Below are 23,711 nucleotides of genomic sequence, written 5' to 3' on the forward strand. Positions count from 1 at the left end.
CCCCCACATTCAAAGCCACGTTCAAAGACGGCTTTCGATCCATTCGGCCAGACGGTAGGCGTCGAAGTGGAAATCCTCCGTGCCGAGGAAGGGCGGCGTGCTGCGGTAGCGGCGGTAGGCGCCGTAATCGTCGTCGACGGCCAGGATGGCATCGATGGCCTCCTCGTCGGAGGAGTATCGCGACACGTCGATGAAGCTGCCGGCCGCGACATCGCGCAGGACGCCGGGATCGCCCCAATAGAGCGGCACCGCACCGGCCTGGAAAGCGTCCAGGATCTTCTCGGTCAGATAGCCGGGATGGCTAGCGTTCTCGAAGGCGAAGGCGAAGCGGTAGCGGGAGAACACCCGAATCTTCGGCCGCCAGCCCATCTTCACCACGCTGCCGGTGTTGTTCAGCAGCCAGCCCACCGACTCGACATGGCGCCGGGCGCTGAGCATGTGGAAGAAGTCGTTGCGGCGGGCGCAGTTGGGGTTCTTGTAGAGGAAGGCGCAGAATTTCCGCTCCGCGGCCTCCTCCCGTGTCGGCGGCACGGGCGGCAGGACGGAATGGCAGAAATATGGCGCCGCCCCTTCGCGCAGGTGGTCGTAGGCATGCATGACGTAGAGCGGAAGGCGGAAATGCCGGGGATCGTCGATGCGGTCGAACGACACCGACATGTCGACGCCGTCGAGCGGCGGCCGCACATTCTCCCCGGTGAAGAACATCGACCGGGCCGTCCGCGCTTCCCGGTGGCGGGTGCCGAACACCGAGACGACGGCGAGGTCGCTGTCGTTTTCGACCACCGACACCTCGAAGCGGGCGGACAGGATTTCCACGAAGAAGTTCGCGGACGGATCGAAGTCCGGCCAGAAATCGAAGAAGGCGACCTTCAGGCGCGGCTTCGCCCCGCGCCGGCCGCCGTCCGGTCCCTGCAGAAGGAAGCGGTCCAGAACCGCCGGATCCCTGTTGGGGGTGTCGAGGAACTCCGACAGGAAGCCGCCGGTCCGCTGGTCGATCATGCCGAAGACGCTCCCGCACGCGCTGACTGCCGCGAGCGGCCCGCACCCCGGACAAGCTCGGCGGACACACCGTAATTTTGCCCCCGCCAGGTTGCCAGCGGTAATTTCGGGAGCCGGCGCCGAGGGGACTTCCCCCCGGCGAAACCGGTTCGCGGTTGCACACGGCGCATGTGAGCGGTCCTTGACCGCACGGCCCGCGCCGCTAATATCCGGCGCCATGGACGTCTCCTTGCGGATCCCGATGATGATGCGCGCTCCTGCGCATCGCACGCGAATTACCGGCCCGGCTCTCTGAGGAGGGCCGGGATAGAGACCTGCTGTGGACCGGGTGGCCTCATCGCCGCCCGACGGTAATGCTTTCCCCCAGGGATCCGATATGACCCGCGATTATAAATCGACCGTCTTCCTGCCCCGCACCGACTTCCCCATGCGCGGCGGCCTGCCGACCAAGGAGCCCGAGCTGCTGAAGCGCTGGGCCGAAATGGACCTGTTCGGCAAGCTGCGCGCCGGCGCCAAGGGCCGCAAGAAGTTCGTGCTGCATGACGGCCCGCCATACGCCAACGGCAACATCCACATCGGCCATGCCGTCAACAAGATCCTGAAGGACGTCATCGTCCGCTTCCGCCAGATGCAGGGCTTCGACGCCGACTATGTCCCCGGCTGGGACTGCCACGGCCTGCCCATCGAGTGGAAGATCGAGGAGAAGTACCGCAAGGCCGGCAAGAACAAGGATGACGTGCCGCTCATCCAGTTCCGCGCCGAATGCCGCCAGTTCGCCGAGGAGTGGGTCGGCATCCAGGCCGCCGAGTTCCGCCGTCTGGGCGTGGAGGGCGACTGGAAGCAGCCCTACGCCACCATGACCTTCCCGGCCGAGGCGCAGATCGTCCGCGAGATCCACAAGTTCGCGGTGAACGGCGGCCTGTACAAGGGCTTCAAGCCGGTGATGTGGTCGGTGGTCGAGAAGACCGCGCTGGCCGATGCCGAGGTGGAATACCACGACCACACCTCCACCACCGTCTTCGCCCGCTTCCCCGTCTGGGGGTCGTCGGCGCCGGAGGTGGACGAGGCCAGCATCGTCATCTGGACGACCACCCCCTGGACCCTGCCGGGCAACCGCGCCATCGCCTATGGCGACGAGATCGAATACGCGACCTTCAAGGTCACGGCGGTCGCCGAGGGCAGCAAGGCGGTGGTCGGCGAGCGCCTCGTGCTCGCCACCGCGCTGGCCGAGAGCGTGCTGAAGGAGACCGGCATCACCGAGTGGAAGCAGTTGCACCGCTTCCCCGGTTCGCGTCTCGCCGGCACCTATTGCCGCCACCCGCTGAACGGCAAGGGCTACGACTTCAAGGTGCCGCTGCTGGCCGGCGACTTCGTGACCACCGATGCCGGTTCGGGCTTCGTCCACATCGCCCCCGGCCATGGCGAGGACGACTTCCGCCTGGGCCAGGCCAACGGCATCGAGGTGCCGCAGACGGTGGGCGAGGACGGGCGCTATTACGCCCATGTGCCGCTGTTCGCCGGGCTGGCCGTCTACACCGACCAGGGCAAGACCGGCCCCGCCAACAAGGCGGTGCTGGAGGCGTTCGAGGAAGCCGGGTCGCTGCTGGCCAGCAACCGCATCAAGCACAGCTATCCGCACAGCTGGCGCTCCAAGGCGCCGCTGATCTTCCGCACCACGCCGCAGTGGTTCATCTCGATGGAGACGAACGACCTGCGCAAGGTGGCCTTGCAGGCGATCTCCGACACCCGCTGGGTCCCGTCGCAGGGCGAGAACCGCATCCGCTCGATGATCGAGAGCCGCCCGGACTGGTGCATCAGCCGCCAGCGCGCCTGGGGCGTGCCGATCGCGCTGTTCGTCCGCAAGGTGACCGGCGAGATCCTGCGCGACGAGGCGGTGTTTGCCCGCATCGCCGACATCTTCCAGCAGGAGGGCGCCGACGCCTGGTTCGCCCGCGACCCGCAGGACTTCCTCGGCAATTCCTATTCCGCCGAGGATTTCGAGCAGGTCAGGGACATCGTCGACGTCTGGTTCGAGTCGGGCTCCTCGCACGCCTTCGTGCTGGAACAGCGGCTGGAGGAGCTGGCCTGGCCGGCCGACCTCTATCTGGAAGGCTCCGACCAGCATCGCGGCTGGTTCCACTCCTCGCTGCTGGAAAGCTGCGGCACCCGCGGCCGGGCGCCCTACAACGCGGTGCTGACCCACGGCTTCGTGCTCGACGAGCAGGGCCGCAAGATGTCCAAGTCGCTGGGCAACGTGGTGGCCCCGCAGGAGGTCTGCGACCAGTATGGCGCCGACATCCTGCGCCTGTGGATCATCAACTCCGACTATTCTGAGGATCTCCGCATCGGCAAGGAGATCATCAAGACCCAGGCCGACCTCTACCGCCGCCTGCGCAACACGCTGCGTTACCTGCTGGGCGCGCTCGCCGACTACACCCCGGCCGAGCGGATCGACGCCGCCGAGATGCCGGAGCTGGAGCGCTGGGTCCTGCACCGCCTGTCGGAGCTGGACACGCTGGTCCGCGAGAAGGTCGAGGCCTACGACTTCCACGCCCTGTTCGTGGCCCTGCACAACTTCTGTGCGGTGGAGCTGTCGGCCTTCTATTTCGACGTCCGCAAGGACAGCCTCTATTGCGATCCGGTCGACTCGGTGCGCCGCCGGTCGGTGCGGACGGTGATGGAGCATCTGTTCTCCAACCTGACCGCCTGGCTCGCGCCCATCCTCTGCTTCACCGCGGAAGAGGCGTGGCTGGCCCGGCCGGAAGGCCTGACCGAGGGTGCGGGCTGGACCGACGAGAGCGTGCATCTGCGGGGCTTCCCGGAGGTGCCGGCGGAGTGGCGCAACGACGCGCTGGCATCCAAGTGGGAGGCGGTGCGCACCGTCCGCCGCGTCGTCACCGGCGCCCTGGAGCTGGAGCGCGCCAACAAGACCATCGGCTCGTCCCTCCAGGCCGATCCGACCGTCTTCGTCGACGCCGCGACCAAGGCCCTGCTGGCCGATGTCGATTTCCAGGACGTCTGCATCACCTCGGCCATCGAGGTGACGGACGCCGCGGCGCCGGAGGGGGCCTTCACCCTGCCCGACGTCCCCGGCATCGCCGTCGCCCCGGCTCTGGCCGACGGCGAGAAGTGCGAGCGCTGCTGGAAGGTCCTGGAGGAGGTCGGCACGGTCCATGACCATCCGACGCTCTGCATCCGCTGCTCCGACGCGGTGGCATGAGGCAAGTCGTAACAGTTGCGGCCTTATTCCCTCTCCCCCCCGGGGAGAGGGTTAGGGTGAGGGGGTTCCGCCTGCCGGACGCTCCTCGCCGCGCTTCCCCCTCACCCCGACCCTCTCCCCGGGGGGGAGAGGGAGAACGTGCGGTCACATGAACGCCTTCGTCGCCAACCAATCCCGATCCTACTGGCTGTTCGGGCTGATCGTCGCCGTGGTGGTGGTGGTCCTCGACCAGGGCAGCAAGTGGTGGATCCTCGAGCAGGTCATGCAGCCGGTGCCGCATGTCATCGAGGTGACCCCCTTCTTCAACCTCGTGCTGGTGTGGAACTACGGCGTCAGCTTCGGCACCTTCGCCAGCGGCGGGGCGCTGATGCCCTACATCCTGAGCGCCATCGCGGCAGTGATCGCCGTCTGTCTGGTCTTCTGGCTGCGGCAGGCGGAACGCCGTCTGATCGCCCTGGCGCTGGGCTTCATCATCGGCGGGGCGGTCGGCAACGTGGCTGACCGGATGCTGCATGGGGCGGTGGTCGATTTCCTCGATTTCCATGTCGGCGGCTGGCATTTCTGGGCCTTCAACGTGGCCGACAGCGGAATCAGCGTCGGCGTCGTGCTGCTGCTGATCGACGGACTGTTCGCGGGCCGCGAAAAGTCGTAAGAGTTCCGTCGCCGGTGGCGTTATAACCGCCGGCGAGCGCTGACCATGCGGCCTCGACCTTCGGGCCGGGTCGCCACGACGTGACAGACGACGGGATCCTCCGAACGTGACCAGCATCTCCTCCGCCCTCTCCTTCCCTCGGACCCGGCTTCCTTTGGCGCGGCTCCCGCTCATCGGGCTGGCGCTTGCGGCGTTGACGCTCGCCGGCTGCTCGGATGTGCGCCGGTCCATCGGTCTCGACCGCCAGAGCCCCGACGAGTTCTCCGTCGTTTCCCGCGCTCCGCTGACCCTGCCGCCCAGCATGCAGGACCTGCCGAAGCCGCGCCCCGGGGCCGCCCGTCCGCAGGACAGCACCCCGACCCAGATGGCCGCCGGCGCCGTGTTCGGCGGCTCTGCGCGCGGCGCCAAGGCTGCGGCCGGCGCAACGGCGGGCGAGAAGTCGCTGGTCGCCCAGGCTTCGGCCCGGGACGGCATCGACCCGAACATCCGCGCCAAGGTCGATCAGGAAACCACCCAGTTGATCGTCGCCGACAAGAGCTGGATCGATTCGCTCCTGTTCTGGCAGACCCAGCAGCCGCCCGTCTCCGTCGTCGACCCGGCCAAGGAGCAGCAGCGCCTGCGCGAGGCCCAGGCCCAGGGCAAGGCGCTGGACGGCGCCGCCACCCCGACGATCGAGCGCAAGCGCAAGGCGCCGCTGGAAGGCCTGTTCTAAGCCCGGGCGGTCCCTTCGGTCTTGTCCAAGACGCGACATCACACCAGTTTCCGGGGGCGTCCTTCCCAGCGAAGGGCGCCCTTTCGATTCGGTCCTCCTGATCCGGGAGCCCTCATGCCCGCCTGCATTCCAGCCCGCCGCCTCGCCGCGGCAGGACTTCTCGCCTTGACGATGACCGTCGCGGCCCCCCTGGCACCGATTCCGCTCGGGTTCCAGCCCGCCCACGCGGCGGAAAAGGGGGTGTTCTTCCCCGAGAGCTTCACCCTGTCCAACGGCATGCAGGTGGTGGTCATCCCGAACCACCGCGTGCCGGTCGTGACCCACATGGTCTGGTACAAGGTGGGCGCCGCCGACGAGGAGCGCGGCCAGTCCGGCATCGCCCATTTCCTCGAACATTTGATGTTCAAGGGGACCGATGCGATCCAGCCCGGCGAGTTCAGCCGGATCATCGCCAAGAACGGCGGGCGCGACAACGCCTTCACCAGCTACGACTACACCGCCTATTACCAGAACGTCGCCCGCGACCGGCTGGAGATGGTAATGCGGATGGAGTCGGACCGCATGGCCAACCTCAAGCTGACCGACGCGGTGGTCTATCCCGAACGCGACGTCATCATCGAGGAGCGGCGCCAGCGCATCGAGAACGAGCCGGCCGACCGCATCGGCGAGCAGATCAACGCTACCCTCTTCGTCCACCACCCCTACGGCACCCCGGTGATCGGCTGGCCGCAGGAGATGTCGGCGCTGACGCGGGAGATGGCCGAGCGCTTCTACAAGACGTGGTACACGCCCAACAACGCCATCCTGGTGGTGTCCGGCGACGTCACCGCGGCGGAGCTGAAGCCGCTGGCCGAACGTTATTACGGCGCCATCGCCGCCCGCCCGGTGCCGGAACGCAAGCGGGTCACCGAGCCGCCGCTGACCTCCTCCCGTCAGGTGGTCCTGCGTGACGACGAGGTGCGGCAGCCCTCGGTCCGCCGCATCTGGACCGCCCCGTCCTACCGCCTCGACCAGACCGGCCAGGCCTATGCCTTGCAGGTGCTGGCCGAGATCATGAGCGGCGGCACCACGTCGCGCCTCTACCGCAGCCTGGTGGTGGACCAGAAGCTCGCCACCTCGGCCTGGCTCGGCTATGGGCCGACCGCCTGGGACATGGCGACGCTCAGCGTCGGCGCCAGCCCGGCCGCCGGCGTGCCGATGGACAAGCTCGAATCGGCGCTGTGGGCCGAGGTCGACAAGCTGCTGAAATCCGGCGTGACGGAGGAGGAGGTCGCCACCGCGCGCAGGCGCATGCTGGCCTCCGCGGCCTATGCCCGCGACAGCCTGACCGGACCGGCCCAGACGCTGGGTGCGGCGCTCGCCACCGGCCAGAGCATCGACGACGTGGAGAACTGGCCGGTGCGCATCGACGGCGTGACCGCCGATCAGGTCAACGCCGCCGCCCGCGCCGTGCTGAGCCAGACCAACCACGTCACCGGCCTGCTGCTGCCCCCGACCGGAAAGGACAGTTGAGGATGAGCGTACTCCATTTCCACCGACTTTCTTCCCCCTCTCCCCCCTGGGGAGAGGGTCGGGGTGAGGGGGATGCACGGCGTGGCTTTTCCCGACTGGCGAAGCGCATGCCAAAGACATTTTCCTCGCTGCGGTTCCCCCTCACCCTAACCCTCTCCCCGGGGGGGAGAGGGGATCTGCGCGTCGGTTTGGCGGCCGTTTTCGTAACGGCTTTAGCGTTCCTCTCGCCCGCCCAGGCCATGGACATCAAGCGGGTGGTCAGCCCCGGCGGGATCGAGGCCTGGCTGGTCGAGGACCACAAGGTGCCGGTCCTGGCGCTGGAATGGGTCTTCGAGGGAGCCGGCGGCACCGACCCCAAGGGCAAGGAAGGGCTGGCGAACATCGCCTCCACCATGCTGGACGAGGGGGCCGGGCCGTACGATTCCCAGACCTTCCAGGCGCGCCTGCAGGACAAGGCCATCGCGCTCGGCTTCGAGTCCGGGCGCGACGGCTTCAGCGGCTCGATGCGCACCCTGGCCGACAACCGTGACGAGGCGCTGGAACTGACCCGGCTCGCCCTGACCGAGCCGCATTTCGCGCCCGAGGCGCTGGACCGCATGCGCGCCTCCGTGATGGCCAGCCTCAAGCGCGATTTCGCCGACCCCAACTATGTCGCGCGGCGCCAGTTCTACGCCACCGCCTTCCCCGACCACCCCTATGGCGGCGAAAGTCGCGGCAGCCTGGATAGCCTGCCGGCCATCACCCCCGACGACCTGCGCGCCTTCGTGAAGGGGCAGTTTGGCCGCGACCGGCTGGTGGTGGCGGCGACCGGCGACATCTCGCCGGAGGATCTCGGCAAGGCGCTGGACAAGGTGTTCGGCGGGCTGCCGGCCAAGACCGAGGCGAAGCCGATTCCCGACGTGACGATGTCCGGGCTGGGCCAGACCATCCTGCTGCCGCGCCCGACCGCGCAGACGGTGATGCTGATGGGTCAGCCGGGGGTGAAGCGCGACGATCCCGACTGGTACGCCGCCACGGTGATGAACTATGTGCTGGGCGGCGGCGGCTTCGGTTCGCGCCTGATGGAAGAGGTGCGCGAGAAGCGCGGGCTCAGCTACGGCGTCTACAGCTATCTGATCCCGATGGACCACACCGCGCTGGTGATGGCGGGTGGCTCCACCGTCAACGCCAAGGCGGGTCAGGCGCTGGACATCATCCGCCAGGAATGGGCGCGCATGGCCAAGGACGGGCTGACCGACCAGGAGATGGCCGACGCCAAGACCTACCTGACCGGCTCCTTCCCGCTGCAACTCGGCTCGACCCAGGCCATTGCCCGCATCCTGTTGCAGGTGAAGCGCGACAAGCTGGGCATCGACTATCTGAACCAGCGCGACCGCTACATCAACGCGGTGAGCCAGGAGGACATCAAGCGCGTCGCCCGGCGCCTGCTCGACCCGGCCAAGCTGCTGACCGTGCTGGTCGGCAAGCCGGAGGGCGTGACGCCGACGCGGACCATCGAAGGCGGAAGCTGAGTGAACCGGGGGCGTCGGCTGACGATGCCCCCGGCCTTCCCTCACGCCAAATCCGGCTGGCTCCCCGGAAAGCGCGGATCGCTCGGATCGACCGGGCTGCCCGGCACCTTGCCGGGAATGATCCCGACCTGATCCGGCCGCGCTGCGTCGTCGCGGTCGCGCTGTTCCTCGCGCTCTTCCAGCGGCGGGGCAACGGGCTTGTCCGTGGCAGGCTTGTCCGACATGGCATCCTCCTGTTGAAACGTCCCTGACCGACAACACCCGACCGCCCCGCCGGGTTGCACCCTGGCCGGCCCGCATAGGCCGATAAGCAGCGCCGACCGCCGCGTTTTGGCCCGTGGTCGTGGCCGGCGGTCGGTGTTAGGCTCCACACGCCCCGCAGATGGGCCGCGTCAAAGGACCGCTGACGTCAAGGAGTCCAAAGCATCATGACCGCGCTGACCCGTTCCCCCGCCTGGGCCGCCCTCGCCCAACACCGCCAGGACATGGCCGGCACGCACATGCGTGACCTGTTCGCCGCCGATCCCAGCCGGTTCAAAGCCTTCTCGATGGAAGCCGCGGGGCTGTTCCTCGACTATTCGAAGAACCGCATCACCCAGGACACGGTCGGCCTGCTGCTCGACCTCGCCCGCCAGCAGGATGTGGAAGGCGCGCGTGCCCGCATGTTCGGCGGCGAGCCGATCAACCTGACGGAAAAGCGCGCGGTCCTGCACACCGCCCTGCGCAACCGCTCCGACCGCGCCGTCACCGTCGATGGCCGCGACGTGATGCCGGGCGTGCGTGCGGTGCTGGAGCGGATGGACGCCTTCGCCAATTCGGTGCGCGACGGCGAATGGCGCGGCTACACCGGCCAGCCGATCACCGACGTGGTGAACATCGGCATCGGCGGCTCCGACCTCGGTCCCGTCATGGCGACGGAAGCGCTGAAGCCCTTCGCCCATGCCCATGTGGCGCTGCATTACGTCTCCAACGTCGATGGCACCCATCTGGCCGAACAGTTGAAGTGGCTGGATCCGGAGACGACGCTGTTCGTCATCGCCTCCAAGACCTTCACGACGCAGGAGACGCTGACCAACGCCCATTCCGCCCGCCGCTGGTTCCTGGAGACCGCGCAGGACGAGGCGCATGTCGCCAAGCACTTCGTCGCCGTCTCCACCAACGAGGCGGAGGTGCGCAGGTTCGGCATCGACCCGGCCAACATGTTCGGCTTCTGGGACTGGGTCGGTGGCCGTTATTCGCTGTGGTCGGCCATCGGCCTGCCGATCATGATCGCCATCGGGCCGGAGCGCTTCGCCGAGATGCTGGCCGGCGCCCATGCGATGGACGAGCATTTCCAGACCGCGCCGCTTGAGCGCAACATGCCGGTGGTGCTGGCCCTGCTGGGTGTCTGGTATCGCAATTTCTGGGACGCCTCGTCCTACGCGGTGCTGCCCTACGACCAGTATCTGCACCGCTTCCCCGCCTATCTCCAGCAACTGGACATGGAGAGCAACGGCAAGTCGGTGACCCGCGGCGGCGAGCCGGTGGATTACCAGACCGGCCCGGTGCTGTTCGGCGAGCCCGGCACCAACGGCCAGCACGCCTTCTACCAGCTGATCCACCAGGGCACCTCGCTGATCCCCTGCGACTTCGTGGCGGCGGCGACCAGCCACAATCCGATCGGGGCCGAGGCCGGCGCCCATCACCGCATCCTGTTGTCCAACGTCTTCGCCCAGGCCGAGGCGCTGATGCGCGGCAAGACCGCCGACGAGGTGCGGGCGGAGATGACCAAGGCCGGCAAGCCGGCGGATGAGGTCGAGGCGCTGGTCCCCCACCGCGTCTTCCCCGGCAACCGCCCGTCCAACACCATCCTGATGCAGAGCCTGACTCCGGCAACGCTGGGCGCCCTGATCGCGCTGTACGAGCACAAGGTCTTCGTCCAGGGCATCGTCTGGGACATCAACAGCTTCGACCAATGGGGCGTCGAGCTGGGCAAGCAGTTGGCCAACACCATCCTGCCGGAGATGGAAACCGGTCCGGCCGAGGGGGTGCATGACAGCTCCACCAACGGCCTGATGGCGTGGTGGCGGGCGCACCAGTAAGGGCAGGTTCTCGTCACGCCCAATAATTGTATGTATACGAACGCCATCGGACGGAGCAAACTCCCTCCGATGGCGTTCGGAACATTGCGGCCTCACTCCGGTTGAAGAAGGAAACGGTCTATGCACCATCCAACTTCAGCGGAGCAGTCCCATGTCCACCCGTTTACGCCTCGCCATCCTGATCTACGGCATGATCCAGGGTGTGGTCTTCGGCATCGGCACCGTCCTGGTCCTGGGCATCCCCAGCTTTTCCGAACAGGCGATGACCTTGATGCCGACCGTGGTGATCCTCAGCGTCATCCTTGCCGCTCCCATCGCCTGGTTCATGGCGCCGCGGCTGCGGCTGCGCTTCTGGCAGCAGCGGGAACAACAGCAGGCGCCGCGCCGCGTCACTTTGTCCTGACCGTTCCATCGGTGGTGTCTTCCGCGACCATGGCGAACAATCGGTCGCGGAAGAATCGCGGGCTCTGAGTTGGCGCAAACATCTTGCCACCCCGTCACCCCGTGTATACCATAAATACAATACACGGGGAGGCTGTGTCATGACGGGGATTGTTGGGTCGTCGATTCTGCTCGATACAACCACTGGCATGGTCAAGCCCACCGGAGCATCCGCACGCCCCTCGACCGCCATTGCCTCTCAGGCACCACGCCCGCCTCTTACGGATATTGTGGATTTGTCCGATGCTGCGCGCCTGAAAATGGGGCGTGAGAAGCCGACCGCCCTGTCGGCCGAACGAGATCAGGAGATCCGGCGCGTCGGCGCTGCGATTCCGGCAATGACCGACTGGGCCAATGCGACAAGCGACTATATGGGAAAGGCCGCTGACGCATTCCGCGCCACCTTCGGCTTATCCGACAGTATCTCGATCACCACTGGCGGGGCTGGGACGGCCATGATGGACGCCATTGCCGCCAGCAAGGGAATCGCCAAGCCCAAAATGCCATCCATACTGGTTGAAGCTGGTGAGAGCGAGGTCGGAGCAACTGCAGAGGACCGCAAGGCTGGCACAGGCTATATCGGGTTGAGCATCACCGATCAGCAGGATTCGCGGTTTGGCCAGAAGCTCGATATTGCATTCAATCGCGGCACTGGGATCGCATCGGATGCGATGGCGTTGGTGCAGTTGGATGATCGGCAGGGTGCTGGCGCGCTGGCCCGAAGTGCTGGTGCTGGATCGCTGGCCAAGCTGCTGTCGTCCGACAGCGGAGATGATGCCAGCCTGTTTGCGGTTACCGATGGCGGCTCAGAGCCGAATGCAAAAGTTGCGGCGGCGATCCGTTCCGTCGGCATGGACGATGCGGCGACTTCAGCGCTTGCGATCATCAAGGCCGTCGGCCGTTACCTGCCCGGCTCGACCGGTGACGGCACCGGCAGCCGATAAAAGGGGGCAAGTCGGGAAGCAACGACGAGCGGAGTTCCATCTCCTGCCACCAGCTTGCCCATTCAGGCCACCGCCTCTTCCGCGACCATGGCGAACAGCCAGTCGCGGAAGGCGCGCATGGTCGGCGTCTCCGGCCGCGATTTCAACGCCGTCAGCCAATAGGCGCCCTTGCAGACAGTGACGGCGAAGGGCTGCTCGATCAGCCCCACGGCCAGCGGCCGGCGGAACATCGCCACCGGGGCCAATGCCACCCCGGCCCCCTGGATCGCCGCCTCAACCATCAGGGACGAGGAGTCGAAGACCGGCCCCTTGACCGCAGGCATCGCCGCCGACTCCATCCCGGCGGCGGCGAACCAGCCCGGCCATTCGTCGGATCGGTAGGAGCGCAGCAGGGTCTCGCGCCCGACATCGGCGGGCTCGTGCAGCCGCCGGGCGATCTCCGGCGCACAGAGCACCGACAGCGGCGCGTCGAACAGATGAACGGCCTCGGTGCCGTGCCACGCGCCGTCACCGAAGCGGATGGCGTAGTCCAGCCCCTCCGCCGCGATGTCGACGCGGTTGTTGTTGGTGGACAGGCGCAGGTCGACGAAGGGATGCGCCTCGCGGAAACGCGTCAGCCGCGGCAGCAGCCAGCCGACGGCGAAGGTGCCGACGGCGCCGACCGTCAGAACCTCGCGGAACCGCCCGCCCTCGAACTGGTCGAGCAGGCCGCCGATGCGGTCGAACGCCTCCTCAAGCGTCGGCAGCAGCGCCCTCCCCTCGTCGGTCAGGGCGAGGCCGCGCGGCAGGCGATGGAACATGCTGGCGCCCAGCCGTTCCTCCAGCAGCTTGACCTGATGGCTGACGGCGGCCTGGGTCACGCACAGCTCGATGGCCGCGCGGGTGAAGCTGAGATGCCGTGCCGACGCCTCGAAGGCACGCAGGGCGTTCAGCGGCAGATAGGGGCGGACCAAAATTTCCCCCGGACGATGCGTGATGCCGGTGGGCGTGCTAGCACCGAATGGGGGGCGGGCTCCAGGGGGATGTGGGGGGCGTCAGCCGGCGCCCCCGCACAAATCGCTCACCGCCCCGTCAGCACCTTGCGGGTGTGCAGCGCGATCATCCGTTCCTCGTCGGTCGGGATGACATAGACCGGCAGGCGGCTGCCGGGGGTCGAGATCTTCGTCGCATTGGCTTCGTTGGCCGCCGCGTCGATGTCCACCCCCATCCAGGCCAGCTTGTCGCCGACCCGCGCCCGCACCGGGGCGGAACGCTCGCCGATCCCGGCGGTGAACACCAGCGCATCGACACCGCCCATCGAGGCGGACAGCGCGCCGGTCTCCTTGGCGATGCGGAAGCAGAACAGCTCCACCGCCTCCTGCGCATGCGGGTCGCTGCTGTCGAGCAGGGCGCGCATGTCGTTGGAGATGCCGGACACGCCGAGCAGGCCGGACTTGTTGTACAGCATCTTCTCGATGGCGCCGGCATCCATGCCCTTGCGCATCAGGTAGATCAGCACGCCGGGATCGATGGTGCCGCAGCGGGTGCCCATCGGCAGGCCGTCCAGCGCGGTGAAGCCCATGGTGCTGTCGACACTGCGCCCGCCATGGATGGCGCACATGCTGGCGCCGCTGCCGAGATGGGCGACCACCACCCGCGAATCACCCAGTTCCGGCACGATTTCCGGCAGGCGGCGGGCGATGTACTCGTAGGACAGGCCGTGGAAGCCGTAGCGCCGCACGCCATCCTCGGTCAGTTCCCGCGGAATGGCGAAGGTCTGGGCCTGCCAGGGCTGGTTGCGGTGGAAGGCGGTGTCGAAGCAGGCGACCTGCGGCAGCTCCGGATGCGCCTCGGCCAGGGCACGGATGGCGGCGAGGTTGTGCGGCTGGTGCAACGGGGCGAGCGGGACCAGACCGTCCAGTTCGTCCAGCACGGCGGGGGTCAGCAGCACCGGGGCGGCATGGCGGACGCCGCCATGCACCACCCGGTGGCCGGCGGCGATCAGCGTTGCCCCGTCCAGCCGCTCCTCGATCCAGTCGAGCAGGTAGGACAGCAGGGCGGTGCGGTCGCTGGCCTCACCGGCCCCCCAGCTCTTTTCGGCGAGCGGACGGCGCTGGGCGTCCTTGGCCTCGAACACCGGCTGGGTGCCGATGCCCGAGATCTGGCCGTTGATCGTGACCACCGGATCCCCGCCGCCATGATCCCGGAACACCGAGAATTTCAGGCTGGAGGAGCCGGCATTGATGACGAGGATCGCGTTGGACATGGCGTCGGGCCTTCTCACTCGGCCGCGGGGGCGGCACCGCGGCGGCGCGCGGCGGCAGAGAGGACGGCCACGGCGCAGGACGCCAGACGGGTGCGGACATTGTCGGCGCGGCTGGTCAGGATGATCGGCACCCGGGCGCCGAGCACGATGCCGGCGGCATCCGCATGGGCCAGGAAGGACAGCTGCTTGGCCAGCATGTTGCCGGCTTCGAGATCGGGGACCAGCAGGATGTCGGCCTGACCGGCCACCTCGGACTTGATGCCCTTGGTGATGGCGGCTTCGCGGCTGATGGCGTTGTCGAAGGCCAGTGGGCCGTCGAGGATGCCGCCGGTGATCTGGCCACGGTCGGCCATCTTGCAGAGCGCGGCGGCCTCCAGAGTCGAGGCGATCTTGGTGTTGATGGTCTCGACCGCCGACAGGATGGCGACGCGCGGCACCTCGGTGCCCAGCACCTTGGCGAGGTCGATGGCGTTCTGCACGATGCTGACCTTGTCCTCCAGCGTTGGGTAGATGTTGATCGCCGCATCGGTGATCAGCAGCGGCCGCGGGTAGGTCGGGACGTTCATCACGAAGACGTGGCTCAGGCGGCGGCCGGTGCGCAGGCCGGTCTCCTTCTTCACCACCTCGCCCATCAGCTCGTCGGTGTGCAGGCTGCCCTTCATCACCGCCTCGCACTCGCCGGTGCGGGCAAGCCGGACGCCGGTCTCGGCGGAGGCATGGCTGTGGGCGACGTCGACGATGCGGTAGCGCGAGATGTCGAGGCCGCAAGCATCGGCGACCGACCGGATCTTCGATTCCGGACCGACCAGCACCGGGTCGATCAGGTTCGCTTCGGCGGCCTCGACGGCGCCGCGCAGCGAGCTTTCGTCGCAGGGATGGACGACGGCGGTCGGCACCGGCGGCAGCGACTCGCACTTCTTCAGCATCAACTCGTGGCCGTCATGGCGGATCACCTGCACCTGCGGCAGCTCCGCCGCGGCGCGGCACACCTTCTCGGTCGGGGCGATCACCTCGGCCACGCCGGTCGCGACCGTCCGGCCGTCCTGGTTGAGGCACAGGCAGTCGAAGACCACCGTCTTGCGCGCCGCATCCTTGGACCTGGCGGTGACAGTCACGGTGACGATGTCGCCCAGCAGGACCGGACGTTCGAACCGCAGATCCTGGCCGACATAGACGGTGCCGGGGCCGGGCAGCAGGGTGCCGAGGACGGCGGAGATCAGCGAGCCCGACCACATGCCGTGGCCGACCACCTTGTGGTCGACGGCGTAATCCTCGTCCACATGGGATGGGTTGAGGTCGCCGGACACCGTCGCGAACAGCTCGATGTCGGACATGGTCAGACGGCGCGACAGGCTCGCCTGCTGGCCGATGCGGATTTCCTCGAACGTGACGTTTTCGATCATGGGGCTGCCGTTCTTGCCGGTCGGAACGATGCCGCTGCGACCCGCCGGGGCGGCGGAGGGGGCGGCGATGGCGGTGTCCATACTAGAATGCTCCTGAAAAGGATCGCGGCGCCCGACCAACGGACCCCGCCGGAATGGCGAAGACCCGAATGCCGGTGACCGGACCGGATGTCCGTTGGCCGAGGCATCCGTCGCGGCGGCAGGCCGTATCCTCCCAAGTCCGGTTCCCGTCGCCGCCGGCGCCCTTGCCGGGCAGGCCATGGCGACCGGCCGAACTCCGTCTTGTTGGGTTCCTTCGAAACGGAACCTTCGCTTTCCAAGTTTTTCCAAAGGACTGTGCTTGTGCGGAAGCAATAGCCCCTATGGCGAAGGGGCCCAATGACCTACATCAATAAAGTTTCCAAGCCATTGTTGCAGTTGGGTTACTGGGATCGTTTCGGTTCAGTGAGCAGACGCAGCATAACCGAAACTTGCGCAGACCAGGACGGGAAAAGCGGACCGGCCTGCGGAACTGCCACCATTGCGCGCTGCGGAATGGAGGAAGTCGGCGGACCGTTCAGTCGGCGGCGGCGCAGCAGGAGCATTGCTGTGCCACGACCGGAATGCTGACGGCGAACATGGTGCCGCGCCCCACCCGCGACCGCACGGTGACGGGATGGTCCAGCATCTCGGCCATGCGGCGGACGATCGACAGTCCCAGGCCGAGCCCGCGGCCGCTGTCGCGCTGGTCGGTGCCGCAGCGGTAGAAATCCTCGAAGATCGCGGCCATTTCCGCCTCGGCGATGCCGGGACCGGTGTCCCACACCTCGATGGACAGGCGCAGCCCGCCATCGGCGGTGGACCGGCGCCGGCAGCCCAACAGGATCCGCCCTTCCGTGGTGTAGCGCAGGGCGTTGACCAGCAGGTTGCGCACCATCCTCTCCAGCAGGATCGGATCGCTCTTCACGCGGACGGAACAGGGAACCATCCGCAGCAGAAGCCCGCGGTCGATGGCCTGATCGCCGATCTCCACCGCCAGACGGCTCAGGATGTCCTGCACGTCGAACTCGACGACCCGCGGCTTGACGTTGCCGACCTCCAGCGCGGAGGTGTCGAGCAGGGTGGACAGCAGCGTGTTGCCGGCGGTCAGCGCCTCTCCCAGCTTGTTCGCCACCTCCACCTGATGGGGATCGTCCAGCTTGGACATCAGGATGTGGTGGAACAGGCTCATTGCCTGGAAGGGCTGGCGCAGGTCGTGGCTGGCGGCGGCCAGGAAGCGGCTCTTGGCCTGGTTGGCCCGCTCCGCCTCGGCATGGGCGCGGGCCAGCGCCTCGCGGATGTCGGCCGATTCCGTCACGTCGATGGCGGCGCAGATGACGCCGGCCACCGCCCCCGTCTCGTCCCGCATCGGCTCCACCGACAGGTCGAGCACCCGGCGGGAGCCGCAATAGGTCAGCTCCAGCTCGCACCGGGTCCCGACCCCGCTTTCCATCACGGACCGCTTGAGAGCGACCGTCCGCGCCGCCTCCTCCGGCGGGAACAGATCGCCATCGGTCCGGCCGATCATGCGTTCCGGATTCAGATCCATGCGCGGACAGTAAATCCACAGGTGCCGCAGATCCCGGTCCTGGCTGAACAGCGTCACCTTGGAATAGCGCAGAGCCATCCGGAACCGCTCCTCGCTCTCGCGCAGGGCACGGGCCATGGCAGCGCGGGCGCGCGCCTCGGTCTGGAGCAGGCGCCGGGTCCTCCCCTCGCGCAGGACATAGGCAGCGCCGCCGGCAGTCAGCAGAAGCCCGCCGATCAGCATCGTCCAGGCCAGCCGGTCCTCCACGCTGAACAGCCGCGCCGGGCTCGGAACCACATAGAGCCGCCACACCCGGCCGCCATAGGCGATGTCGCGGACGATGGCGTACGGCGCCGCCGGGCCGGTCAGCTGCTCCACGGTGAGTGCATCGACCGGCGGGTGCGGCAGCTCGCCGGGACGGCCGATCGCCCCCTCGGCGGCCAGCAGCCGGGATGTTCCTGAGGTCGTCTGGCCCGGCGGCTCCAGCAGATAGGCATCGCCGACGCTCAGCCCGACCCGGCGGACCGAATCGCGCAGCAGCTGCCCGACATCGAAGCTGGTCCACAGGAAGCCGGTAAGCACATCGCAGACGAGGCGCCCACCGGCGTAGGGACGGCCGTCGTCGGGATCGACCTCGCGGGAATAGACCGGCAGATAGATCAGCACGGACCTCTTGCCCAGCTCATACCTCAGCGGCTCGCCGCCGGCCGCGACGATGCGGTTGGCGGTGCAGGAGCGGGCCAGCACGTCGCGCTGGCCGGGAAGGGTGGCCATGTCCAATCCGACCAGCCCGGCGGCGGACCGCGGTTCGGCCAGCACAGTGACGAACCGGGTGGCGGCAAGCTGACCGGCGGAAGAATCGCCGGGGCCGCCATTGGACTCCGCGCTCCCCCCGCCACCGGCGGTGCGGACGGCGAAGGAACTGTGGCCCGCCGCGCGCATGGCGCGCTCCAGCAGCGGAACGTCCCGTTCGGCGATCCGGCGCGCCCAGGCGACGGCATGAAGGTTGGGGTAAAGCGGCAGCAGCGGCTCGACGGCCGACGCGAAGCTTGCCTCCGTGACCGGAGCCGGACCGGCCATCGGACCGCTGAGCGCGCGCAGAAGCACGCTCTGATCCTCGAAATCAGACTTCAGCTGGTCATGGAGCTGGATGGCTTGGCGGTCGGCCAGAGCAAGTTCCGCTCCGCGGGTGGCACTCCTGATCATCAGAAAGGCCGAAAAAGACAGGAACACTCCAGCGACGACGAGCACCGCCAGTTTTCCGGTCCGTCCCCCTTCCCGATAACGCCGGTTCATCCGAACGCCCTCCACCCAATCCGTTCGAACAGCGAGTGCTCGTACCAATCATAGCGAAGGAAAGACATAAAATGGTATGTGAAACTTAAAATTCAAACGAAAGGAGGATATCGATCTAACCATTGGTAGGGAAAAGGACTATTGCATTGAGAAGAATAGGCGAAAATCTGTCGCACTTCGCCGCATACCCTCCGTCTCTGTTTCAGAAATGTCATTGCACCGCACAAAATCTCGATGGTTTCGACACCCTATCTTCTGTGTACTTCCCCTGAACCCCTCTGCCGACCGTCTGGTCTTTGTTATCAAAGCGGATCATGCCCAAGCAGGCGGACGACGGCGGCACGCAGGGCAAGCGGGGCCACCGGCTTGTGCAACAGCGGGTAGCCGGACAGCCGCGCCTCGCGCAGCCGCTTGGGATCGGTGTCGCCGGTCAGGATCATTCCGGGAACCGGACGGTCGAACAGCTTGACGATCTGCCGGATCGCGACGATGCCGTTGGCGGCTCCCTTCAGCCGCAGATCTGAAATGATCAGGTGGAAGTGTTCGGGTGCCGGGCCGAGCCGCTCGACCGCCATGTCGTAGGAGTCCGCGCCGACGACGCTGCATCCCCATTGCCCAAGCAGCGCCTCCAGCGCCGCCAGCACCATGGGGTCGTCCTCGATCACCAGGATACGGGTGCGGCTGATGTCGGTTGTGCCGCCGTCCGACGCCAATGACCCGGTTGCCGCGCTCTCCGCCTGTGCGGAAGCGTCCGCCCCTTCGGCACCATGTTCGACGGATATCGGGACAAGGACGGCGAAGACGGTGCCCCGCCCCTCCTCGGCGCAGACCTCCAGCCCGAGGCCGAGCTTGCGGGCGAGGCCACGCACGAGGGTCAGGTCAAGGCCGAGCGCCCCTCCCCCCTCCCCGACCGGCTTCGCCAGTTCGGTACGCAGGCCCGCCAGCCGCTGCGACGACAGGCCACGGCCGCTGTCCCACACCTCGACGCGCAGGCCGTCGCCGCGCAGGCGGCAGCCCAGCAGAACGCGGCCACGCACCGTGCCGCGCAGGGCATTGGCGACCAACCCGTGCAGCAGGCGTTCCAACAGTGCGGAGTCGGTCCGCACCATCGCCGAACAGGGCATCACGGAGAAGCGCAGACCGCGGTCGGCGAAGCGCGGCGCCACCTCCAGCGCCAGACGCATCAGGACGCCATTCACCGCGTGGGTGCGGATGTCCGGCTCCATCAGGCCGCTTTCCAGGCGGACAAGGTCGAAATGGCCATCGACCATGCTGCGCATCGATTCCACGGCCTGGGCCATCGAGCGCAGCAGGTCGCGCCCCTCCGCAAACCGGCTTTCCGACAGCCTGTTTTCCGCCACTCCGGCATCCAGACGGCCGTCCAGCGTGCCGATGAGCAGCGAGAGCGCGGCCAGGGGCTGGCGCAGGTCATGACTTGCTGCCGCGAACAGCCTGTCGGCCGGATCGGGCATCCGCCGGACCGCAGGGGAGCCGGCATTCGCAGAGACGGAAGAGGCCGACAGGTCGAACCGCCACACCATCCCCCCGCCGGCAAGCCGCAGCACCTTGCGGTCGGGCACCATGTGCGGTCCGGCGGACGGAAACAGGCTGGTCTCCAGCTCCTCGGCCGGCATGCCGGCGGTCAGGCGTCCGGCCAGCAGCGGGAGGACCGCTGCCGCAGGCGTCCAGTCGGCGAGCCGTCCATCGGTCCCGAACACCAGCAGGGCCGGCCCCGCGCTGCCGGCGTCGTCGTGGCTGCCGTTCACCGTCACACCTGCATCCCAAACCTCATGTTCCGATAAGACTAGAGACTATGGAAGGCATGGCCCGTTGCAAAGCCCGCCATTGGGCAGATAGAAGGCGAAGATCATAACGGTCACTTCAATCAAACCTTTCGTTGCTTTTTCGGTAAACCCTATGCATCGAAAGGACTCCCCACCTCGCTTGTTACAATTCGACAAATATTCGGCGACATATTTGGGTCGGCCTTCAGCGTTTTTTAGGAATAGGCCGCAATGATCGCCCGATGGATTGCGACACGCAGACTTGCGCCGACGCCGGGCGGGACGGGACCGCGGCCGGGAAACTCCCGCCTGCCGATCCTCTGCGGCTCGCCATGCTGCATCTGCCCGACGCGGTTGCATTGCTCAAGGCGCACCACGACTGCACAGGCGCGCTGACCGACCTGGAATGGCTGTCCGCCAACCCGGCGGCGGAGCGGCTGATGGGCATCGCCCCACTGACGGGCCGGCGGCTGCGCGGCGGCGGCATCGATGCCGCCTGCCCCGGCCTGTTCGCCGCCCTGGCCGATGCCCTGCACGGCCCGGTGGAGCGCACCGTCGCGGCGCGGCACGGCACGACGCCGGTGCGCTGGCGGGTATCGGCCGGCCCTGTGGCCGGCGGGTTGTGCGCGGTGCTGACCGACCTGGGCCCCGAAGCGCCGACGGTGGCCGAGGCTCTGGCCGAAAGCCTGACCGCAGCGCTCGAGCACAGTGCGGAAAGCTTCGCCCTGTTCGACCATGAGGACCGGTTGGTCCATGCCAACGGCCGGCTGAAGAGGGATTTGCCCGACGTGGCCGACTGGCTGGTTCCCGGCGTTTCGTTCGAAGAGCTGGCCAACCGCTTCGCCCTGACCGACCCGCGCCTGACCACCGAGGAGGAGCGCCGCGCCTGGGTGGCGGTGCGGCTGGAGCGCCATCGCCGCCTGGAGCCGCCGGTGGTGGTGCCGCTGCCCGACGGACGCTGGCTGCTCAGCCGCGAACATGCGGTGCCGGGCGGCGTGCTGGTCCACTACACCGACGTCACCACGCTGAAGCTGAACGAGGAGCGGCTGCGCATCCGCGAGGCGGAGGCCCGAACCGCCCGCGCCGAGGCGGAAAGCGCCAGCCGCGCCAAAAGCGCCTTCCTGGCCCAGATGAGCCACGAACTGCGGACACCGCTGAACGCCGTTCTCGGTTTTTCGGAGATGCTGCTGTCCGAGGCGTTCGGGCCGCTGGGCAACCCCCGCTACCGCAGCTATGCCGGCGACATCCGCGATGCGGGAAGTCATCTGCTGGCGCTGATCGACGACATCCTAGAGCTGTCGCGCCTTGATGGCGGCGGCATGCCGATGGCCGAGGAGGGGGTGGACCTCGACATGCTGTCGCTGCGCGTCGTCTCCGCCCTGCAGGAGGTGGCGAAGGAAGGCGACGTACACCTGCGCCGCGAGGTGTCGGCCGACCTGCCGCTTCTGCAGGGCGACGCCCAGGCGCTGACCCAGATGCTGACCAATCTGCTGTCGAACGCCGTTACCCACACCCGTCCCGGCGGCGAGGTGATGCTGACCGCGCATCTGATGCCGGACGGCGGGATCGGGCTGATGGTGGCCGACACCGGCGTGGGCATCCCGAGCGCCGAGCTTCCGCGCATCCTCCACCCGTTCGAACCGCCGGACTCCACCATCGCCCGCAACTCCCGCGGGACGGGGCTGGGGCTGCCCATCGTCAAGCGGCTGGTCGAGATGCATGGCGGACGGATGGAACTGACCAGCCAGCCCGGCGTCGGCACCGCGGTCGTGCTGGTCTTCCCCGCCGACCGCAGCCTGCCGCGCAACCGCTGCCGTCCGGCGCCCCTGCCTCCGGTCGTTCTGCCCCACTGACCCTGCCAAGCCATTTCTGCCGAGCTGATTTCGCCGCGCCGATTGCCGTCATCCACCTTTTGCCCCTTGGCGGGGGCGGGACGACAGGTCATTGTGGGCCACATGTTCCCTACACGTTCCTGTTTCGATGGTGGCACCGCGTCATGAGCGACGACATTGCCGTTCCGGTTTCCGACACCGATGCCAGCTTCCCGGCTGTGGGCGCGACGCCGATCTTCCGCGGCGTCCGGCGGGCGCTGGCGATGCGCGGCTATGCCAGCCTGACCGAATTCCGTTTGGCGAGCGGCCGGCGGGCCGATGTGCTCGCCATCGACGAGGCCGGCAACATCCTGATCGTCGAGGTGAAGAGCGGTGTGCCCGATTTCCGCTCCGACCAGAAATGGCAGGAGTATCGCGAATGGTGCGACGCTTTCTATTTCGCGGTGGATGACGGCTTCCCGACCGAACTGATCCCGGAGGATTGCGGATTGATCGTCGCCGACGCCTATGGCGCCGAAGTACTGCGCGAGGCTCCGGTCGCCAAGCTGGCCGCCGCCCGCCGCAAGACCCTGCTGCTGCGTGCCGCGATGACGGGCGCCGGCCGTCTGCACCGGATCGAGGATCCAATGTTTACCCAATCCTCGCCGACCGTGTGACCCGGCCACCCGACCGCGGGGATGCGGAGGAGCGCGGAACCGGCTAGACTGCGGTCACCACATCAACCGGGAAGAGCGGACCGGCATGCCGGCGGACCAGATGGGCGCAGCACATCCCTTGCACATCCTGCTGGCGGAGGACGAGACGGTCACCCGCCTTGCCGCCCGCGTCCTGCTGGAGCGCGCCGGCCATCGGGTGGTGGCGGTGGAGGACGGACCGGCCGCCGTCGCCGCCGCTGCGGCGGCTGCCTTCGACCTGATCCTGATGGACCTCGGCCTGCCCGGCCTGCCGGGTGACGAGGCGGTTCGCGCCATCCGGCACCAGCCCGGCGGTGGCGATCTCCGCATCCTGATGCTGACCGCCAGCGCCACCAGCGAAGGCCAGGACCGCTGTGACGGCTGCGGCGCCGATGGCACGCTGATCAAGCCGCTGCGGCTCGACGCCCTGCTGACGGCACTGAGCCGGGGAGCGCAGGCCAGGACGCCGGCGGCCGACCCGGCTTCTGAACCGGCGTTCGACGAGCGCGCCATCGGGACGATGCAGGAGATTCTGCCCGCCGCCCGCGTCGCCGAACTGATCGACAAGACGGTGGCGGTGCTGCGCCAGCATGGACAGACGCTGGACGAAGCACTGAAAAACGGGGACCGGACGACCGCCGGGGCGATGGCTCACAAGATCGCCGGCGTGTCCGGGCAATATGGCTGCGTCGCCCTGCGCCGGGCCGCACGCGCTCTGGAGAAGGACCTGGAGGAAAAAGGCGCCAATACGGGGGACCAAGCCAGTGAATTGGCCGGCATGCTGACGCCGGCGCTTGAATTCCTGGAACGCTGCGCTGCCGCGGCACGGGGATAACTTACCCCGGCCGACGGCAGTCAG

Annotated in this window: 18 protein-coding genes; 11 read left to right on the forward strand and 7 right to left on the reverse strand. The window is 67.7% G+C overall.

Translation table 11 applies throughout. The features are described from left to right. Nucleotides 1-21: 21 nt before the first annotated feature. The gene (locus ABNQ38_RS19930; protein WP_377809877.1) at nt 22-999 is read right to left on the reverse strand and encodes a glycosyltransferase family 10 domain-containing protein; all 978 of its coding nucleotides are present in this window, start codon (nt 997-999) and stop codon (nt 22-24) included. A 376-nt stretch (nt 1,000-1,375) separates the two neighbouring features. Here ABNQ38_RS19930 and ileS point away from each other — a divergent pair, with 376 nt between their 5' ends. From ileS to ABNQ38_RS19955, 5 genes are all read left to right on the forward strand, one after another. Beyond that, on the forward strand, nt 1,376-4,219 hold the full coding sequence (ileS, locus tag ABNQ38_RS19935) for an isoleucine--tRNA ligase (protein ID WP_377809878.1): 2,844 nt from the start codon (nt 1,376-1,378) through the stop codon (nt 4,217-4,219). A gap of 148 nt (nt 4,220-4,367) precedes the next feature. Continuing rightward, nucleotides 4,368-4,871, forward strand: a complete 504-nt coding sequence (gene lspA, locus ABNQ38_RS19940) for a signal peptidase II (protein ID WP_109049862.1) — start codon at nt 4,368-4,370, stop codon at nt 4,869-4,871. Between the two features lie 154 nt (nt 4,872-5,025). After that, nucleotides 5,026-5,583: a DUF3035 domain-containing protein gene (locus ABNQ38_RS19945; RefSeq protein WP_377809879.1), complete on the forward strand. Its 558-nt coding sequence runs from the start codon at nt 5,026-5,028 to the stop codon at nt 5,581-5,583. A 114-nt stretch (nt 5,584-5,697) separates the two neighbouring features. Continuing rightward, a complete protein-coding gene (locus ABNQ38_RS19950) occupies nt 5,698-7,095 on the forward strand; it encodes a M16 family metallopeptidase (RefSeq protein WP_377809880.1) in 1,398 nt (465 codons plus the stop codon). Nucleotides 7,096-7,283: 188 nt separating this feature from the next. Continuing rightward, entirely contained in the window at nt 7,284-8,606 is a 1,323-nt protein-coding gene (locus ABNQ38_RS19955) for a M16 family metallopeptidase (protein ID WP_377809881.1), read from the forward strand. A gap of 41 nt (nt 8,607-8,647) precedes the next feature. Here the strand turns inward: ABNQ38_RS19955 and ABNQ38_RS19960 are convergent, their stop codons facing one another. Further along, a complete protein-coding gene (locus ABNQ38_RS19960) occupies nt 8,648-8,830 on the reverse strand; it encodes a hypothetical protein (RefSeq protein WP_377809882.1) in 183 nt (60 codons plus the stop codon). 204 nt (nt 8,831-9,034) lie between these two features. On the opposite strand from ABNQ38_RS19960, the gene pgi reads away from it, so the two are divergent. The 3 genes from pgi (at nt 9,035) to ABNQ38_RS19975 (ending at nt 12,072) form a co-directional block, all read left to right on the forward strand. Beyond that, nucleotides 9,035-10,687, forward strand: coding sequence for a glucose-6-phosphate isomerase (gene pgi / locus ABNQ38_RS19965; protein WP_377809883.1), 1,653 nt, complete (start codon nt 9,035-9,037; stop codon nt 10,685-10,687). 151 nt (nt 10,688-10,838) lie between these two features. Then, nucleotides 10,839-11,090, forward strand: a complete 252-nt coding sequence (locus ABNQ38_RS19970; protein WP_377809884.1) for a hypothetical protein — start codon at nt 10,839-10,841, stop codon at nt 11,088-11,090. Nucleotides 11,091-11,229: 139 nt separating this feature from the next. Next, nucleotides 11,230-12,072, forward strand: a complete 843-nt coding sequence (locus ABNQ38_RS19975) for a hypothetical protein (protein WP_377809885.1) — start codon at nt 11,230-11,232, stop codon at nt 12,070-12,072. A gap of 62 nt (nt 12,073-12,134) precedes the next feature. Here the strand turns inward: ABNQ38_RS19975 and ABNQ38_RS19980 are convergent, their stop codons facing one another. The 5 genes from ABNQ38_RS19980 to ABNQ38_RS20000 form a co-directional block, all read right to left on the reverse strand. Continuing rightward, nucleotides 12,135-13,025 (reverse strand): LysR substrate-binding domain-containing protein, encoded by an 891-nt coding sequence (locus ABNQ38_RS19980; RefSeq protein WP_377809886.1) that lies wholly within the window; start codon nt 13,023-13,025, stop codon nt 12,135-12,137. A 107-nt stretch (nt 13,026-13,132) separates the two neighbouring features. Then, the gene (locus tag ABNQ38_RS19985; protein WP_377809887.1) at nt 13,133-14,317 is read right to left on the reverse strand and encodes an acetate/propionate family kinase; all 1,185 of its coding nucleotides are present in this window, start codon (nt 14,315-14,317) and stop codon (nt 13,133-13,135) included. 14 nt (nt 14,318-14,331) lie between these two features. Beyond that, nucleotides 14,332-15,720 carry a bifunctional enoyl-CoA hydratase/phosphate acetyltransferase gene (locus ABNQ38_RS19990; RefSeq protein ID WP_377810102.1) on the reverse strand — a complete coding sequence of 463 codons (1,389 nt, stop codon included), beginning with the start codon at nt 15,718-15,720 and terminating at the stop codon, nt 14,332-14,334. A 556-nt stretch (nt 15,721-16,276) separates the two neighbouring features. Beyond that, nucleotides 16,277-18,562 carry an ATP-binding protein gene (locus tag ABNQ38_RS19995; protein WP_377809888.1) on the reverse strand — a complete coding sequence of 762 codons (2,286 nt, stop codon included), beginning with the start codon at nt 18,560-18,562 and terminating at the stop codon, nt 16,277-16,279. Nucleotides 18,563-18,864: 302 nt separating this feature from the next. After that, entirely contained in the window at nt 18,865-20,334 is a 1,470-nt protein-coding gene (locus tag ABNQ38_RS20000) for a response regulator (protein ID WP_377809889.1), read from the reverse strand. Nucleotides 20,335-20,588: 254 nt separating this feature from the next. On the opposite strand from ABNQ38_RS20000, the gene ABNQ38_RS20005 reads away from it, so the two are divergent. The 3 genes from ABNQ38_RS20005 to ABNQ38_RS20015 all read left to right on the forward strand — a co-directional run bounded on the left by ABNQ38_RS20005 (nt 20,589) and on the right by ABNQ38_RS20015 (nt 23,687). Next, complete coding sequence (locus ABNQ38_RS20005; protein ID WP_377809890.1) at nt 20,589-22,199, forward strand: ATP-binding protein; 1,611 nt, start codon at nt 20,589-20,591, stop codon at nt 22,197-22,199. Nucleotides 22,200-22,342: 143 nt separating this feature from the next. Beyond that, complete coding sequence (locus tag ABNQ38_RS20010) at nt 22,343-22,834, forward strand: MmcB family DNA repair protein (RefSeq protein ID WP_377809891.1); 492 nt, start codon at nt 22,343-22,345, stop codon at nt 22,832-22,834. A gap of 85 nt (nt 22,835-22,919) precedes the next feature. Next, nucleotides 22,920-23,687, forward strand: coding sequence for a response regulator (locus ABNQ38_RS20015; protein ID WP_377809892.1), 768 nt, complete (start codon nt 22,920-22,922; stop codon nt 23,685-23,687). Nucleotides 23,688-23,711: the final 24 nt, after the last annotated feature.

This window comes from Azospirillum sp. A29, from assembly GCF_042604625.1.
GTDB lineage: Bacteria > Pseudomonadota > Alphaproteobacteria > Azospirillales > Azospirillaceae > Azospirillum > Azospirillum palustre.